The sequence below is a fragment of the Rothia sp. P4278 genome (genome assembly GCF_048512945.1).
Taxonomy (GTDB): Bacteria; Actinomycetota; Actinomycetes; order Actinomycetales; family Micrococcaceae; genus Rothia.
This window is the reverse complement of the sequence record NZ_JBLXXU010000006.1, coordinates 1-17251: the sequence shown is the minus strand read 5'-3', so window position 1 is coordinate 17251 and position 17251 is coordinate 1. Positions and strand designations below refer to the sequence as shown.

Here is a 17251-nt window from a genome sequence, read left to right as displayed (position 1 = left end):
GTGTAGCTTACACATACCGGTGGGCGGTGGAGTTCTGATAAGCAGAGCTCCAGCGCCCATTAGTTTGCGACTTACTCCTGTGGCTTGAATAAATATGTTTCTTCTATCTTGAAATGATTGATCGCGGAGGCAAAGATACACCAGCGCTCCGGCATACAATGGTGGCATGGTTGAGCGTGACAAAAATGAAGAGCAGAGAAGTGCTCGCTCTGTCTTGCACGCTCACGGGGAGCAGCTTCGTGAAAATTTTTCCGCTTCGGTGCAAAAAGTGGGTCGGTTCTCTGGCCAGGTAGGTGAGTTCTCTGAACGGGCAGCGGGTATTCTGACCCGCAGAGATGCCCGTAGCATCAAGATTCGTTTGACCCTAACAGCCCTGTTCGTGTCGGTGCTTGCCCTGGTAATTGCGTCGGTGGGTAACTACTATTCCCTGCCGCATAGTCCAGAAGAAGCCGCTGAACAGTATATACAGGCGCTTCAGCGTGGCGATTATATCGACGGTCTGGACGAGGAAGCCTACAGAAGCTTCACATACACCTATCTCACCAACACTATCTACAGCTCCGCTCAAGGACGGGTGGAAAGCTATACCATTTTGAGTTCCGCCCCTGAGCCGGATGACCGTGCTGAAGTCACTGTGCGGGCCCTTGCTAACGGGCAAGAGCACGATTTTGTACTGCCATTTGTACTGGAGCCCAGAAGCGGCCCCTTCAATGACACCTGGAAACTAGCGACCTCAGCACAGAATTATCTGCAGTTAACCACCCCTGTGGATCTTTCAGAAATTACAGTCAACGGCCACTCTCTGAGCCTGCCTAAGACACGCCGTCTTAGGGTTGACGGGGGCTATTCTTGGCTGGTTCCTCTCTTGCCCGGTGCATATACCGTCTCGTTACCTTCAACGTCCTATTATGTACTTTCCCCGGTAGAGCGCACTGTGACTAGCTCCCTGCCCGACGGGAGTAGCGAAATATCCCTCCTAAACTTGGAGGTCCGCCCGTCCCCCCGCATGTGGAGAGAGACAGATGAACTCATTGATTCCTGGCTGAGTCGCTGTGAGAGTTCACGAAGGCTCGATGTCGTGGGGTGTCCCACCTCCGCTATCTATGGGAATGACTCAACTGCAATTATCAGTGATGTGCAGTGGAAGCTCGTCTCTCGACCTGCGTTTTACCTGGTTCAAGATACCGCCAAACCTAGCCTGTGGCATGCCTCTGAGCATGAACAGGCTGTCATGGATTTGACCTACCTAGCAGACGGTAAAGCCCAGCGAGAAATCATCACATTCACTATTGACGCTGAGGTAGTCTCAGATGGAAACCAGGCCGATATTAGCGTCGGTCTGGGAGATAAAAAAACAAGTAGGGAAGAGCTTCAAGAATCTGTTTCTGATGACGTTCTCTCCCAACCGACTCTCCAACAATTTGCCGCTACTTCTTAGGCGGACTCGAAGCAGGAAAGCATGTCTGAACAACCTCAGCATTACAGCCCCACCTACATCAATAACCCTGGGCACCCCTATTCATACGCCCAGGGCCAGCCTGTTTATATTGTCCAGGCCAAATCGACTCTCGTGGCCTACCTGCTCTTTATCTTCCTGTGGTGGCTCGGTGCCCATAAGTTCTACCTCCGCCAGCCCTTTATGGGGATTTTCTACCTTGTAGGGAATGCCATTGCGGCGGCCCTGACAGCAGGTATTCCTTTTGTTGGCTGGATATCTTATGCCCCCTTGGCCATTGTCATGCTGTGGGATCTCTTCACCATACCCGTGCGCGTAGGCTACCTCAATGCCCTGATGAAGAGCCGGGCCACCTACAGGAGCTAAGCCACTGGGAGTGGGAGCTTAGGTGCCCTGAGAAACAGCTCGCCTACAGTGCTGCGGGCAACACTCTTTAAAACCTCAAAAACCTGCCTAAACCCTCCCTACTCCTGTAAAGTGGGTGGAGTCTGTGCTGGTGCCAGCCAACACCTGAGCCCGGGCAGACAGTACGTAATCTCCTGCTATGGAAATCCCATAGCCGCTTAGCCCAAAGGAGGGGTTTAATCATGCGTGCATACGAACTGATGGTTATCCTCAACCCCGAGGTCGAGGACAAGGCTGTAGAGCCCACCCTCACCAAGTTCCTCGAAGTTGTCACCAAGGACAACGGCACCATCGAGAAGATGGACATCTGGGGCCGCCGTAAGCTCGCTTACGAAATCCAGAAGAAGAGCGAAGGCATCTACGCCGTTGTTAACTTCACCTCAACCCCCGAGACTGCTGCTGAACTGGACCGCGTTCTGAACCTGAACGAGTCCGTCATGCGCACCAAGATCATCCGCCCGGAAGATCAGCAGATCTCCTCCAAGTAAATGTTTGAAACGGGGCGAGGAAAACTAGGTTAACCTCCCGCGAGGGGCTTCTAAAATGTCAGACCCCCGTGCAAAACTTCAAATACTTACTCTTATAACTACGACCGGAGGCATCACATGGCTGGCGACACCGTCATTACCGTAATCGGTAACCTGACAGGCGATCCTGAGCTTCGCTTCACCCCCAACGGGGCAGCGGTAGCTAACTTCACGATCGCGTCAACCCCCCGCAACTTTGACCGCGCATCAGGCGAGTGGAAAGAAGGCGAGACCCTCTTCCTGCGTGCCAGCGTATGGCGTGAAGCTGCGGAGAACGTCGCTGAAACCCTCAAAAAGGGTATGCGCGTTATTGCGCAGGGCCGTCTAAAGTCCCGCTCGTATGAAACCAAAGAAGGCGAGCGTCGCACTTCAATGGAGCTAGAGATCGAAGAAATCGGTCCCTCACTCCGTTTTGCATCCGCTAACGTATCCCGTAACCAGCGCTCAGGTGGCAACTTTGGTGGCGACCAGGGCTTTGGTGGCGGCTACAACAATGCCAACCAGGGCGGCTACAACGCCGCACCCCAGGCTGGCTTTGGCGGTGGCGCAGGCTACGGCGGCCAGCAGGGCGGCTACGGCACCCCTGCCCCGCAGGCAAGCCCCGCAGTTCCTCCTCAGGCAGCTCCCCAGCAGGCACCGGCTCCAGCCGCTGACCCTTGGGGCCAGCAGTCCGGCGGTAACTATGACTGGGGTAGTGGAGCCGACGACGAGCCTCCCTTCTAAGGTGCTGGCAGGCACTTACCTGCCATATGCAGAGGAGGGTGTACACCAAGTGTCCTTCTGTGAACAAGACCAAATATTCATCCATCCCGCGGTGAGAGCCGCGGGCTCCCAAGAGAAAAAGGAGCACCACGATGGCTAAGGCTGAAATCCGTAAGCCCAAACCCAAGCAGAACCCGCTGAAGGCTGCAGACGTTACCGTAATCGACTACAAGGACGTTGCACTTCTGCGTAAGTTCATCTCCGATCGCGGCAAGATCCGTGCCCGTCGCGTTACTGGCGTAACCGTTCAGGAACAGCGCAAGATCGCTCAGGCAATCAAGAACGCCCGCGAAGTTGCACTGCTGCCCTACTCAGGCGCTGGCCGCTAAATCGATAGGAGAGTAGAAGAACATGGCTAAGATCATTCTTACTCAGGAAGTCACCGGTCTCGGTGCTGCTGGCGACGTCGTTACCGTTAAGGACGGCTACGCTCGTAACTACCTGCTTCCCCGTGGCTTTGCAGTCACCTGGACTGTAGGCGGCGAAAAGCAGGTTGAGTCAATCCGTGCAGCTCGTGTAGCTCGCGCCAAGGCTAACCTCGAAGAAGCTAAGGCAACTGCGGCTGCTCTGTCGGCAAAGCCCGTTGTTGTCGCTCACAAGGCTGGCGCTGACGGCCGTCTCTTCGGCACCGTCAAGGCTGAGCACGTAGCTGAAGCTATTGAAGCTGCCGGTGCAGGTTCAATCGACAAGCGCGCTATCAACCTCGGTTCCGCTATCAAGCGCACCGGCGTTTACACTGTTTCCGTGCGTCTGCACGAAGACGTTGTAGCCAACGTTGAGCTGGATGTTGTAGCCGAGTAATAAACTCGTTTATTACCCGTTACGGCCAACCTAAAAGCCCCGTTTTCTCCCGTCAGGAGAGAACGGGGCTTTCGCATGGTCTGACACTGTGGCGCACTGTGGGGTAGCTGTGGCTAATGTGGTGAAACTGGCGTGTGTAGTGGGTCCGTAGTATTCGGGTTTTCCAGGTTGGTTTGGCATGCTAGAGGGTATGGCTAAACCTACCCCGCGCCCTCAGAGTACCCAGACCTTTATTGCCGCTGTCGTAACTGAGGTAATTTCACTGATATCCCTTGTGTTGGCGTTTGCGGTCAACATTGGACCCCCCTCAACGGTTTTAGCTACCCTGCTAGGTTTTATGGTTCTTTCTGTTCTAGCTGCAGCCCTAGCTTTTATCCTTGCCCTGGTGGGACTGATCCGCTTTTCGCGGCACACCGGTGGCTTTATCGCAGTGATGGTGGTTTCGGTCCTTGCTAACCCTGTTCTGTGGTTCTTTATTATTGGTTCTTTTGCCTAAGAAGAAGTTTTGCAGTAAAAAACATAAATACCCAGCTTGTTCCCAGGTAACTTAAAACCCACCATAAGCCTAGTGAGGTTATATAGAGGTATTAGCTTGAAAGGCTATAAGAAGCGAATGTGTGTGTGCTTCAAAGTCAGGTAATGCTGAACCTGTCTTTCATCGGAGAGTGGCGAGACCAGTATGGGGGCCTCGCCACTTTTTGTGCCTATCTGCGGTCATCCCTGCACCCGACGGTGCTCTGGAGGCAAGAGAGGAACAGATATTCTCAGTCCGCCCACAGAAACAATCTATATCGCGCTCAGGCCGCTGGAGCATACTGGTAGTACAGGTTCAAGGGAAGAACAGCCGCAAGGTGGCCGGTTCTTCTGGACCTCAAGAAAGAAAGTGTGTATTTTGCATGGGTCTTTGATCGATGTGTAAATGTGTGTAATGGTGGTGCCGGGTCGCAGGACCCGGCACCACTGCTTTAAGCGCTTACCTGTAGGCAATAGATAAGCGGCCGTGTATCTCAAGGGCCTGTAGAGTTCTGTGGCTTATCGAATGCGTCTTAATCTGCACATAATAGACCCATGAAAGTTTTACTGGCGGTTGATAAATTCAAAGGAACCCTGAGCGGTGCGCGGCTCTGCGAAGCGCTGGCCGCGGGGATACAGAGCGTAGCACCTCACTATTCCGTGGTGCATTGCCCTATTGCTGATGGTGGTGATGGCACTGTCGATGCCGCTCTGGCCGCAGGTTACACCGAAGTGCAGTGCCAAGTGACCGGCCCCTTCTCTGGTCAGAAAGTTACTGCCCGCTACGCCTACTCTGAAGCTGAATATACCGCCGTCCTTGAGGTCGCTCAGGCTTGCGGTATGGTTTCATTGACTTCTGAACAGCTTGATACCTGGCACGCTACCTCCTACGGCGTGGGAGAGCTGCTGCTACATGCGGTAGAGAACGGGGCGCAGGCAGCTATTGTTGGCCTGGGTGGCTCTGCTACTACTGATGGGGGAGCGGGTATGCTTCAGGCGCTCGGCGTAAGTTTCTGCGACCGGCTAGGTAGGGAACTTGCTCCCGGCGGCGGTGCCTTAGCGGAACTAGCAGGCGTGGATATCTCCGGGCTAGATGCCCGCTTGCAGGACCTCAACATCATTGTTGCCAGTGACGTTACCAATCCCCTTGTTGGCCCTCATGGTGCGGCGGCAGTCTATGGGCCACAGAAGGGAGCCACCCCGGAGCAAGTCCCCTTACTGGACCAAAACCTTGAAAAGCTAGCTGTCCTCGTTGAAGAATCACTTAATGTTTCACGTGGAACATTCGCGCACGCACCCGGGGCCGGGGCGGCTGGTGGGTTGGGCTTTGCCTGCATGTCTGTTCTTGGTGCAAGTGTGAGCCCCGGCGTGGATATCTGCTGTGAGTTCACGGGCTTCTACGATGCGCTTGCTTGCGCAGATCTTGTTGTTACCGGGGAAGGTAAATTTGATGAGCAGACCCTCCAGGGGAAAGGGCCTGCTGGCGTTGCTGACGCGGCGCACCAAAAGGGTATCCCTGCCATTGCGGTGTGCGGTATCAATGAACTGCGTCAAGAACAATATCAGGGGGCAGGTTTCACCGCTGTTTACTCGGTAACAGCCGATACCCAGGCAAGGCTGGCAGAGTCGCTAGCTGACCCGGCTCCCTATGTGCGGGAGCTAGGTGCGCTGATAGCGCGTAATTACCTTGAACCCCCAGAGGAAATCAAAGCCGGTCAATAAACGATTTTACTGGGTTGTTTTACTTCTTTTTCCAGTAGCCTTTTGAATACCCGTGGCCCTTGGGAACCCCTAGCTCCCGCCGTACCCATGCTCTGAGTGGCTGGATAGAACCCGACTCTCCTGCAAGCCAGGTAAAGATAGCGCCCTGGGGCAGGGGGTAAGACTGAACGGCATCAGCTAGCGCCCCGGGCAGGGTGGAGTCGACCCAAACCACCTCAAAGTTTTCGGGTGCATCAATCTGCTGGTGTGAATCCGGGCCTGCTACCTGGATAAAAGCTACACCCCGGGCATCGTAGGGCATGGACTCGATCCACCGAGCCATGCCGGGTAGTCCGGTTTCGTCCCCCGCAAGCAGGTAGAAATCGTAGTCGTCACTAATCTCGTAGCCGGACTTTGGGCCCAGAAGGTGGATGAGGTCCCCCACCGCTGCCTCCTGCGCCCAGGTAGTGCCTGCTCCTGCTTCATGGAGAACGATATTGATTTCAAGCGCCCCGGTTTCTTCCTTATAGGAGCGAACCGTGTACTTAGTGCTCTTGGTGGGCTGGTTCCACCGCACCTTGTTTTTGGCCTGATCAGGTTCGGGGAGCGCTTCACCCTGTTTACCGGTCACAAGTCGAATATACTCACCCACCAGGCCCTGTGACTCAGCGCGGGCTTGACCGGCAGGTTCAGCTACTAGGCGCATAACGGTGGGGGTGAGTTTGCCTACCTCAGTGACCTTGTAAGGGGCGTAGCCGTTCTTGTACTTGCCGGACTTCATGGGTGCAGGGTAGGCGCTCTGTGCTGGCTTACTCGTATTTTGCGAGTCGGTTGATTCTGCCTCAGTCGGCACCTCTGGAGTGGGGGCGGCTGAAGCTGTGTAAGCGGCTAAGGACTCTTCTAGCTTTTGCACCCGTTTGAGAAGTTTCTTGTGGCTCTTTCTAAGGTGCCTAAGTTCCTTGATGAGGTCTTTGGCATCATTCTCTTTGCCTTTGTTCTTCTTGCCCACGTGTAGTCCTTTCAGGTGCGCGATACAGCGGCCTCTCAGACCTGTCTGGTCTCATGTACCATGCTACTCCTGTATGGTTGTCTGCATCACACGGGGTGAACTATGTTTCCACATACCGCCTTCGCCCCTCTAGCCTCAGAGCGAAGAGGGTAGGACACACCTACCCTAAAGTGAGATGATAGAAGCTCACCATCTTTTGATCCGAAGGGGCAGCTTTGTCTGAGAGTCAGTCTGAATTTGTTCGCACACCGCCGCATGACGACACCGCAGAACAGTCAGTTCTGGGAGGCATGATGCTGTCCAAGGACGCTATTGCCGACGTTGTTGAGGTCATCGGTGGCGGCGCAGACTTCTACAAGCCTGCCCACGAGATGATTTACGAAGCGATTATCAACCTTTACGGGCACGGCGAACCGGCAGACGCGATTACCGTAGCCGATGAGCTCACCAAGCGCGGCGAACTCAACAGGGTAGGTGGGGCAGCTTACCTGCACAGCCTTATCGCCAGTGTGCCCACAGCGGCTAATGCCGGTTTCTACGCCGAAATTGTGGCAGAACGGGCTATGCTCCGCCGCCTGGTCGAGGCGGGGACAAAGATTGTTCAACTGGGCTACTCCGGCGATGGTGAAGCGGAAGACCTGGTGAACGCTGCCCAGGCCGAAATCTATGGTGTATCGGCTAATAACACCAGGGAAGACTACGTCCCGCTGTCCGAAGCCATGAACAGCACCGTTGAAGAAATCGAAGCTAACGGTTCACGTGCTGGCGGTATCCACGGTGTTCCCACCGGCTTCATCGAGTTTGATGAACTTACTGCTGGTTTGCAACCTGGTCAAATGGTTGTGGTGGCGGCCCGCCCTGCTATGGGTAAAGCTCTCGCGCTTGACACCCCGATTCCCACCCCGGAAGGTTGGACTACCATGGGTGATATTCGGGTCGGTGATCTTGTTCTCGGTGCAGACGGTCGCCCCACCAAGGTCATCAATGCAACCGAAGTTATGACCGGCCGTCCCTGCTATACCGTGACCTTTGACGACGGAACCCGCATTATTGCCGATGCTGAGCACCAGTGGCTTACCCACACACGGGCTTCTCGTCGCGCTCGCATCAAGGTAGGGGCAGGGGGACCTGCGGTAGATGAGCCGCAGCTGGCAGGTGCTAAGGTACGCACTACCGCTGAGATTCATGAGACGGTGCGCTGCGCTACCGCTGATAACCGCGCTAACCATTGCATTTCCAATGCCAGTGCACTTCAGCTGCCCGACGCTGATCTTCCTATTGCCCCATACACTCTTGGGGTATGGCTGGGTGACGGCGCCGCCGCTTCTGCTCGCATCACCACAGCAGATGATGAGGTTCTCCAGGGAATTGAAGCTGATGGGTACGACATCGGCCAGGTTCAGGGCCTTACCTATTCAGTTCATCTCCCACAAGAAAACCGGGAGTTTACGAAACACTGCCAGATTTGTGGGAAGGAATTCACCCACACTGACCGAAACGTCACCACATGCTCCCGTACCTGCGGGGGTAAGCGTAAAAATCTCATTGCTACTCCACAGTCTTGTGCGACCTGCATTGACTGTGGGAGGCCGTGTACTGCCGGTTTGCGATGCTTGAGCTGCCACCGTTCTCGGGCGAGTGTACAGGGGCGTTTGCGTACTCTGGGTGTTTTGAATAATAAGCACATTCCTATGTCGTACCTTCGCGCATCGGAGTTGCAGCGCAGGGCTCTCCTGGCGGGCCTTTTGGACAGCTATGGGACAGTGACCAACGCGGGATGTGTTCAGTTTGTTGTCACCAACAGACAGCTTGCTCTTGATGTGCAGGAACTCGTCCATTCTTTGGGCTACCGCACCGGCCTGCGGACCAAGAAAGTGGCTGCTCGTACCCCAGAAAGTTCAACCGCGTACAAGCTGACTTTCTCTACCTCAGATACCGTTTTTGGCTTGTCCCGCAAGAACCAGATGCACCGCGAACGGGATGCCCGTCCTACGGCTAAGCGTACTTGGCGTTACATTGTGTCTGTTGAGCCTGTTGAATCTGTTCCGGTGCGTTGCATTGAGGTTGATAACAGCGACCACCTTTTCCTGGCATCATCTGCTTTTGTGCCGACACATAACTCTACGTTCGCTTTGGATATAGCTCGTTCGGCGGCTATTAAGCACAAGATGACCACGGTTTTCTTCTCCCTAGAAATGGGGCGTAACGAAATTGCCATGAAGATCCTGTCGGCTGAGGCCGGTATCAACCTGTCAGACCTGCGTAAGGGCCGACTGGACGATGACCAGTGGGCCAAGATTGCAACGGCTATGGGCAAGATGGACTCCGCGCCGCTCTTCATTGATGATTCACCGAACATGACCCTTATGGAGATCCGCGCTAAGGCCCGCCGTCTCAAGCAGAAGAACGACCTCAAACTGATTGTTCTGGACTACCTCCAGCTCATGAGTTCCGGTAAGAAAGTGGAATCTCGCCAGCAAGAGGTTTCAGAGTTCTCGCGTGCCCTCAAGCTGATGGCTAAGGAGCTTGAAGTTCCCCTGATTGCCCTATCGCAGCTTAACCGTGGTTCTGAGCAGCGCCCCGACAAGAAGCCCCAGGTCTCTGACCTTCGTGAGTCGGGTTGTTTGACGGCAGATACTCGCATCCTACGGTCAGATATAGGTGCCGAGGTAACCATTGCTGAGCTTTTCGCGCAGGGAGCTCGGGATATCCCTGTCTGGTCTTTGGGTGACGATATGCGCTTTGTGGAGCGTCACCTCACCCACGTTTTCTCAACCGGGGTGAAGCCTGTATACCGTCTAACTCTTGCATCCGGTAAGACTCTCCGCGCTACTGCCAACCACCCCTTCTTCACCTACACCGGCTGGAAGGGGCTGGGAGAACTATCCGTAGGTGACCGGCTCGGTGTACCCCGGCACGTTAACGGCCCGTCTGTTCGTACCCGGTGGACCGATGAGCAGGTTATTCTGCTAGCTCACATGATTGGTGATGGTTCAGCGCTTGCCCACCAGCCTATCCGCTACGCCTCTATCGATCCGGAAAACCTTGATGCGGTGGCTGAGTCAGCCCGTAAGCAGTTCGGAATTACCGGTGTTCGTGATACTCACCCGGCGGCTCGCTGTACTTCTTTGCGTCTACCGTCACCGGAGAAACTGACCCACGGTAAAGGCAATCCCTTGGCTGCGTGGCTCGATGAACTGGGGCTCTTTGATAAGCGTTCTTGGGAGAAATTTATCCCGGAGCAGGTCTTTGCTCTGCCCAAACGTCAGATTGCTCTGTTTATCAAGCATCTTTGGGCTACTGATGGCTCGGTAACTCTCAATAAGAATGGCCGGGCGGGCCGTATCTACTACGGTTCGACCTCTCGTGCTCTCGTGGATCAGCTATCGCTTCTTCTTCTGCGGTTTGGCATTAACTCGCGGGTTCGCGCTAGCACTATCAAGGGCGAATACCGCCAGGGGTACAGCCTGGACATTTCTGGGCGTGATGAACAGCTGAGGTTTTTACGCGAAATCTCTTCCTACGGGGAGCGGGCTAAGAACTGTGCCTTGCTCCTTGCTGCTCTGACCGATGGGGGATCCTCTTCCAATACGAATGGTGATACAGCACCCGTCCAGGTTTGGGATGACGTGAGAAAGATTCTGTCGGAGGAAGGCATGAGCCACCGTGAGTTCCAGGCCGCTATGGGCTCACAGTACTGCGGCTCCTCCTATGACAAGAGTGCGCCGTCTGGCTCGCGCCTGGAGAAGGTTGCTACGGTCCTTGATGCCGCAGATTTAGAGATGCTGGCGGTTAATGACCTGTTCTGGGATACCGTGACCGGGATTGAATACGACGGCGAAGAAGAGGTCTTTGACGCTACTGTCCTGGGGAATCACAACTTTGTTGCTAACGGCATTACCGTTCACAACTCGATTGAGCAGGACGCGGATATGGTCATTCTGCTTCATCGTGAGGACTACTACGATAAGGAGTCCACTCGTGCTGGCGAAGCCGACGTCATTGTGGCTAAGCACCGTAACGGCCCCACTAAGACCATTGCGGTTGCCTTCCAGGGCCACTATTCGCGCTTTGCCAACATGGTGCACGATTCCTACACCGGTACTGAAACCTTTTAGGGGCTAGACTAACTGCATCCCATACATAAGGTAGCCGGCGGCTGGTGGCTAGAGATAGAATCCCTGGTCAACTTCAGTCTCCAGACGGCTTGACCGATCCGGTATTGGGTGAGGCGATCATGGGGCAAAATCAAGGAGGGGAAGCAATGCATCGGTCTAAAACGGTGCTCTTATCGGTTTCTTTACTACTGATTGAGCTGATCGCTGGGATTCAGATTTATGTTCTCTCGCTTGTGACTCCCGAAATTGGTGCAGAGCTTAAAGCTCAACAATATTTTGGCCTGATTACGACCACATCATTGGCTGCCTCATTTGTGACTATTCCACTTGCACCGCTGGCGCTTGGGCGCTGGAAGGCGTCATCCTTACTTCTTGCCGGCACCTGGGTTACCGTAATTGGTGGGGTTACTAGCGCCCTTGCCCCCAATATCTGGGTTTTTGCTACTGGGCGTATCTTTTCAGGTCTAGCTGCTGGCTTGTTAGGGGCAGTGTCGCTGGCCGCTATCGTAAGGCATCTTGAAGCGCGGTGGCGCCAGATGGTGCTGGCTGGTTACTCTGCCATGTGGGTAATTTCTTCTCTTGTTGGCCCCCTGTATGCTGCCTTGATATCCGAGCTTCTTAGTTGGCGTTGGGCCCTTGTTCTTTACCTGCCGCTGCTTCTGCTGGCGCGAACGCTGGTTGCTGTGAGCCTCCGTGAACATTCTCAAGTTGTGGAGCACAGGGGCGAGTCTGCGGGGAGAACGCTCCTTCTTTCCCTTGCCCTCTTTACCTCTGTCCTTACTATTTCGCTCTCTAATGGATCCCAGCACAGTGTCTGGTTGGCTCTTCCCTGCGGTGTTGCTGGTGCCTTATTTTTTGCACGTCTCTTGCTACCAGCGGGTGTTTTTTCTGCCAGAAGGGGCCGTCCTTCCGCTGTTCTCCTCAAGTTCTTGCTGACAGGTATCTACTTGGGTGCAGATTCCATTATTGCTGTGGCCATATCGGAGCGGTTTGATGATTCGGTTTCTCTGATCTCTGCTACTTTGATGTCCTCAGGGCTGGCATGGGCTGTTGTAGGCATGTTCACCGGCGCTAAACCTGCAACTGGTAGGTATTTTATCTGGCGGGGGAGTCTCGGTATTGCCTGTCTTTCAGCCGGCTTGATTGGTATTGGCTACCTTTTAGTGGTTCTCCCAACCGGAGCGGCTCTCATGCTGACCTGCTGTTCTGGTATGACAGGCCTAGGCATAGGGCTTATCTATCTGGATGTCATGAATGCTTTATTTGAGAAGCCTCCCCGTGCTGATGGTCTTAAGGACGCTGAGCTTGCCACTGCCTCTGTACTGAGTGAGTCAATTGCATCGACTGTCTGCGCTGCTGTGCTGGCATCTGTAGTGTCAAAGCTTGTTATATCCGGGGCTGAGGCTGAAATAGGTTGGTTGTTTATTGCCTTAGGCGCAGTTGCCCCCCTACTACTGGTTCCGCTTAGAAGGACTGTTGACCTCAGGTAGTTATAGGAAAGTGGGTGTAGGTTTTGGGGCGACCGGTCTTTTGAGCGAAAGCCAGCTGTACGGTAGCACCAGAAGATTCGCAAGGGTCATCTTTAGCTCTGGGTCACCGGCCAGTTGTGCTTGGTGCGAGTTCACTCCAAAACTGAGAAGATGTTAGAGAATGTATGTGACTTACTTCGGAACCAATACTCTTATTCTTGTGGCGGGCTGACTAGGCTGAAGCTTTCGTTGAGTAGGGCATAAGAGTCTTGGGCAGTGGTGATTGTTGTGCCTGGATCTATTGCATAAAAACATAACCATCTCACTTACCGTTAGGCCAGCTAGACGAAAAGGAGGAGTCCTCTCTTGTTGGAACCACCGCAGGGCTGGGGTCCCGCCTTACATGAGTATCTGGGGATTGAGCTTTGGCGTATTCCTATCGTGATGTTATCCGCAGTGGGTATCTACTTAACCTTTTTGGTGCTTGTCCGCATCTTTGGGGTGCGGGTTCTTAGTGGTTGGAACGGCTTTGATGCGGTCATCATCATTATGTTTGGTGCTGTTGCTGGTCGTGTCATCATTGGTCACCCTCCCACTCTTGCTTCGGGCATGGTGGGCCTTGGAACGCTCATGCTCTTAGAGATTATCTTTGGGGCAGTGCAGTCGGTGACCGGTATCCGCCACCTCAACCATAAGCCACGCGTCATCATGGCCCACGGTAAGTTTGTGGTGCGCAACCTCAAGCGCTCGCATTTGGCGCCGGCAGAGATTTATGCAGCCCTGCGTAAAGCTGGTATTTCTCAGTTTGATCAGGTTCAGTGCGTCATTTTAGAGGTGACCGGTCACCTCAGTATCGTACGTGAAGGTGAGGATATTGACCCTAAGCTGCTACGCGGTGTTATCGGCGCTGAAAAGGTTCTCACCGGTAGAGCTGGCTCTACCACAGAGTGAGTGGGCTGGAATCAAGAGTAGAGTTTGCTCCACTGTTTAGTGCTGTCTGTTCATCAAGAATAGAAGTATGACAAACATTTCTCATACTCAGCGCAAGGAACCATCCGTCAGGAGCCTGTGGCGGCGTATGGCTAGCCCTTTTTACGTGTTTTCCGCAGGCCCTTGGCTTGCCCTGGCTACTCTGCTGGCTCAGAGCGTTATCTCTGGTGTGGTCTTTACTCTCACTGCTTCCCTGATTGGGATTGTGCTTCTACCTTTTGCAGCTATTGGGTTTGGTCTCTATGAGCGGTGGCGTTTGAAGGTCAGCGGATACGGCCAGATTCGAGACGGCCATGTGAGCTATCCCGGTGAGAACTTCTTTGACGGTTTACTTTTCCGCCTAAAAGAGGTAGCGACCTGGCGTGAGGTTGGCTCGCTTGCCCTGACCACTGTGTGGGGCCTCATTGCTGGGTGGTTCTTCCTCTTTGTAGAGCTTGGTTTCCTTGCAGTGTGCGTTAGCCTGACCTACTACACAGGTATCGGCAACCGTTTGTATATTGACTGGGGCCAGATTTTTGGTCTGTACTCTGAAGAGGATTTCCAGCGTTTACAGGCAACTAACGGAGGAGAACAACTGAGTGGGCCATTTACTGAGATAGCTCCTGAGCTATGGTGGGTTTTCCCCATTGCTATGGTTATCGGTCTTGTCATCTTTGCCTATCTGAACGGTCTTTTAGCGGCGGCCGGTGCCAGCCTCTCCAAACTGATTCTTTCCCCTCGCCCCGAGGAGCAACAAAAACAGCTTGCCCAGCTTGCAGCTTCCCGCACCAAGATCGTTGACGCTTTTGAAAGTGAGCGCCGCCGGATTGAACGGAACCTACACGATGGTGTTCAGCAGGAGCTGGTGAATCTTAACCTGCGTCTGGGTCTGGCGGAGATGGAGGCTAAGGGCCTTGCCGATAGCATCCAGGACGAGCGGGCTAGCAGGCTGTTTGAGCACGTCATCGAAGCCCGAGCTCAGCTTGCCCACGCTCAGAACACCTTGCGCGATACGGTGCGGGGAATCTACCCACCGGTGCTTGAGGACTACGGGTTGAAAGCGGCCCTGGAAGAGCTGGCCCGCCACACCCTCATTCCGGTTCACCTGACCTACGACGCTCCGGAGCGTCTACCCCAGCAGATTGAGCGGGCCGCCTACTACACGGTGACCGAGGCTGTCACGAACACTCTCAAGTACGCACAGGCACAGCGTATCTCGATAACGGTTGCGGTGGTTGAGAACCTGCTTGTGCTCAGTCTAGAAGATGACGGCATAGGAGGAGCTAACCTGGATGGTGGCACCGGCCTGGCTGGTCTGGTAGAACGGGCAGCGGCTCTGGGCGGACATGCTCAGCTTGATTCGCCGCAGGGTGGGCCTACCCGGCTGACGGTCAGTTTGCCGCTGGCCTAGGGTCCTGATTGAGCAAAGAACCGGTGGGTAGATTATTTACCTGCCGGTTCTTGGGCAGTAGAAAGTAGCCGGGGTCTGTACCCTGGGAATGAGACACCGTTGAAAGGCCGCTCATGCGTATTATCCTTGCCGAAGATTCTGCTCTGCTCCGTCAGGGGCTGGCGATGGTTCTGGGCGCTATGGGTCATACCGTTATTGCAGAGGTTGAGGACGCTCCGTCTTTGCTGGCCGCCGTCCATGCGGCACAGACCGGTGAGGGGGTCGATATCGTGATTACCGACGTGCGTATGCCCCCTACCCACACGTCCGATGGGTTGAAAGCTGCCTTGGAACTTCGTGAGGCTTACCCTGGTTTGCCAATTGTGGTGTTATCGCAGTACATCACGACAGCCTATGCGCGGGAACTTTTTGCGCGTTCGGCGGCTGGGCTTGGTTATGTTCTCAAAGATCGGGTGGGTGATATTGAGGAGTTTGCTCAGACGCTCACCACCGTGACCAACGGGGGCACCGTCATTGATCCCGATGTGGTGCAACACCTTTTGGGTGCGGGAACTCCACCGGTATCACCAGAAAGCGGCGGGGTGCTGGCAGCTTCTGCATCTGTGCCTGCCAGGACTGATGGGAAGCTGGCTCGCCTGTCCCCCAGGGAGTTAGAGATTCTGAGGCTCATGGCTCGGGGTTACTCCAACGCAGAGATTGAGCAGGACCTTTATATTTCGGCAGCTACCGTTGCTAAGCATGTGGGTAACATTTTTGACAAGCTTGACCTTCCCGCTGATACCGGTAATCGGCGGGTCCGGGCCGTCCTCGCTTTCTTAGACATTTAGTCGTTAATCATCGCTTCTGCCAGTATCTCTAGGCCCCGGTGGGCTTGCTCGGTGCTGGGGGAGAGGTTAGAGATCATAATTTCATCGGCCTGGACCATATTGGCAAAGCGGGTGAGGTAGTCCTTGATGTCGGGTGCTGTGCCAAGTGCGGTGTAGCGGAGCATATCCAGAATCTGCTGGCCCTGGCTTGATTCTACGAGCAGGTCGAGTTCTTCATCGGTCATATCGCGGTCATCGAGGCGCATCATTGATTTGACGCGCTGGCGGTGGGCGATAACCTGCTGGGCTTTGGCTTCTTGCATACTGTCCGCTGCAATGACGTTAGCTGCGGCAATAACGTAGGGCTCCTGGAGCTGCTCTGAGGGAGCGAAGCGATCGCGGTAGACCTTGATGGCCTGTTCAAGCTGGGTGGGTGCAAAGTGTGAGGCAAAGGCGTAGGGCAGACCTAAAGAGCCCGCTAGAGAGGCACCGAAGAGTGAGGACCCCAGGATGTAGAGGGGAACATTGGTACCTGCGCCAGGGGTTGCATGTACTTCTGGGACCAGTGTCTTACCGGTGAGGTAGCCCTGGAGTTCTTGGACATCCTGGGGGAACCGTTCGGCATCTCGTGGGTCGCGGCCTAGCGCACGGAGGGTGCGCATATCGGTTCCGGGTGCGCGTCCCAGACCCAGGTCTATGCGGTCGGGGTACATTTCTGCCAGCGTGCCGAACTGTTCGGCAACGGTGAGCGGGGAGTGGTTGGGGAGCATTACCCCGCCCGCGCCCAGCCTAATTTTCTGGGTGTGGGCGCCAACATGGGCAATAAGAACTGCGGGAGCAGATGAAGCGATGCGCTTCATATTGTGGTGTTCTGCGTACCAGATGCGGTCGTAGCCTAGTTTTTCTGCCTGCTGGGCTAGGGCCACAGACCTTTTGAAGCTATTTGAGGGGCCTTCCCCAGGGAAGATGAGCGCGAAGTCAAGTAATGAGAGTGCTGGCATTGGTTTTCCTTGCTCAGGGTGATGCTCTTGTCTAGGTCCTACAACGTGCGAAGGTTTGCTTGTATTCCCTACCGTGCCGATAGTGGGAGTTGAATATCCAGGTAATGAGTAAAGCTGAGGGCCGTTGAGGGGCAAAACGGGGAGAGCGGTAGGAAATTTTGGTGGACTAGGTCATAGATATATACCATAGACCTGCCTCACAGATAGCTTTTGACTAGGTGAAACATCATTGCAGAGAGAGGCTGGGGGTGGGGAAAAGCCCCTTTTGGGCCCCTTTGAGCCCGTCCTCTCCTCTTTTTCGAT

General features: G+C 54.7%; 15 protein-coding genes. 13 read left to right on the top strand and 2 right to left on the bottom strand.

Annotated elements, in window-relative coordinates; translation table 11 throughout:
• The first annotated feature begins 166 nt into the window (after positions 1–166).
• The 8 genes from ACN085_RS09895 (at position 167) to ACN085_RS09860 (ending at position 6186) form a co-directional block, all read left to right on the top strand.
• Positions 167–1438: a hypothetical protein gene (locus ACN085_RS09895; RefSeq protein WP_419111428.1), complete on the top strand. Its 1272-nt coding sequence runs from the start codon at positions 167–169 to the stop codon at positions 1436–1438.
• Positions 1439–1459: 21 nt separating this feature from the next.
• Positions 1460–1822, top strand: coding sequence for a TM2 domain-containing protein (locus ACN085_RS09890; RefSeq protein ID WP_419100737.1), 363 nt, complete (start codon positions 1460–1462; stop codon positions 1820–1822).
• Between the two features lie 221 nt (positions 1823–2043).
• On the top strand, positions 2044–2349 hold the full coding sequence (rpsF, locus tag ACN085_RS09885) for a 30S ribosomal protein S6 (RefSeq protein ID WP_419100738.1): 306 nt from the start codon (positions 2044–2046) through the stop codon (positions 2347–2349).
• 117 nt (positions 2350–2466) lie between these two features.
• Positions 2467–3111 (top strand): single-stranded DNA-binding protein, encoded by a 645-nt coding sequence (locus ACN085_RS09880; protein ID WP_419105208.1) that lies wholly within the window; start codon positions 2467–2469, stop codon positions 3109–3111.
• 131 nt (positions 3112–3242) lie between these two features.
• A complete protein-coding gene (rpsR, locus tag ACN085_RS09875; RefSeq protein ID WP_004005948.1) occupies positions 3243–3479 on the top strand; it encodes a 30S ribosomal protein S18 in 237 nt (78 codons plus the stop codon).
• Positions 3480–3501: 22 nt separating this feature from the next.
• On the top strand, positions 3502–3951 hold the full coding sequence (gene rplI / locus ACN085_RS09870; protein WP_419100740.1) for a 50S ribosomal protein L9: 450 nt from the start codon (positions 3502–3504) through the stop codon (positions 3949–3951).
• A gap of 190 nt (positions 3952–4141) precedes the next feature.
• Positions 4142–4447, top strand: coding sequence for a hypothetical protein (locus ACN085_RS09865; protein ID WP_419100741.1), 306 nt, complete (start codon positions 4142–4144; stop codon positions 4445–4447).
• A 572-nt stretch (positions 4448–5019) separates the two neighbouring features.
• Positions 5020–6186 carry a glycerate kinase gene (locus ACN085_RS09860; RefSeq protein WP_419111427.1) on the top strand — a complete coding sequence of 389 codons (1167 nt, stop codon included), beginning with the start codon at positions 5020–5022 and terminating at the stop codon, positions 6184–6186.
• 19 nt (positions 6187–6205) lie between these two features.
• On the opposite strand, the gene ACN085_RS09855 is transcribed toward ACN085_RS09860, so the two are convergent.
• Positions 6206–7174 (bottom strand): siderophore-interacting protein, encoded by a 969-nt coding sequence (locus tag ACN085_RS09855; protein ID WP_419111426.1) that lies wholly within the window; start codon positions 7172–7174, stop codon positions 6206–6208.
• A 215-nt stretch (positions 7175–7389) separates the two neighbouring features.
• Here ACN085_RS09855 and ACN085_RS09850 point away from each other — a divergent pair, with 215 nt between their 5' ends.
• From ACN085_RS09850 to ACN085_RS09830, 5 genes are all read left to right on the top strand, one after another.
• Entirely contained in the window at positions 7390–11292 is a 3903-nt protein-coding gene (locus ACN085_RS09850; RefSeq protein WP_419111425.1) for a replicative DNA helicase, read from the top strand.
• A 146-nt stretch (positions 11293–11438) separates the two neighbouring features.
• On the top strand, positions 11439–12782 hold the full coding sequence (locus ACN085_RS09845) for an MFS transporter (protein ID WP_419111424.1): 1344 nt from the start codon (positions 11439–11441) through the stop codon (positions 12780–12782).
• A 345-nt stretch (positions 12783–13127) separates the two neighbouring features.
• On the top strand, positions 13128–13712 hold the full coding sequence (locus tag ACN085_RS09840; protein WP_419105213.1) for a DUF421 domain-containing protein: 585 nt from the start codon (positions 13128–13130) through the stop codon (positions 13710–13712).
• Between the two features lie 67 nt (positions 13713–13779).
• On the top strand, positions 13780–15141 hold the full coding sequence (locus tag ACN085_RS09835) for a histidine kinase (RefSeq protein ID WP_419111423.1): 1362 nt from the start codon (positions 13780–13782) through the stop codon (positions 15139–15141).
• Positions 15142–15254: 113 nt separating this feature from the next.
• Entirely contained in the window at positions 15255–15968 is a 714-nt protein-coding gene (locus ACN085_RS09830) for a response regulator transcription factor (RefSeq protein WP_419105215.1), read from the top strand.
• Here the strand turns inward: ACN085_RS09830 and ACN085_RS09825 are convergent.
• Positions 15965–16948, bottom strand: a complete 984-nt coding sequence (locus ACN085_RS09825; RefSeq protein ID WP_419105216.1) for an LLM class flavin-dependent oxidoreductase — start codon at positions 16946–16948, stop codon at positions 15965–15967. The two genes, ACN085_RS09830 and ACN085_RS09825, sit on opposite strands and share 4 nt — an antisense overlap.
• Positions 16949–17251 lie beyond the last annotated feature (303 nt).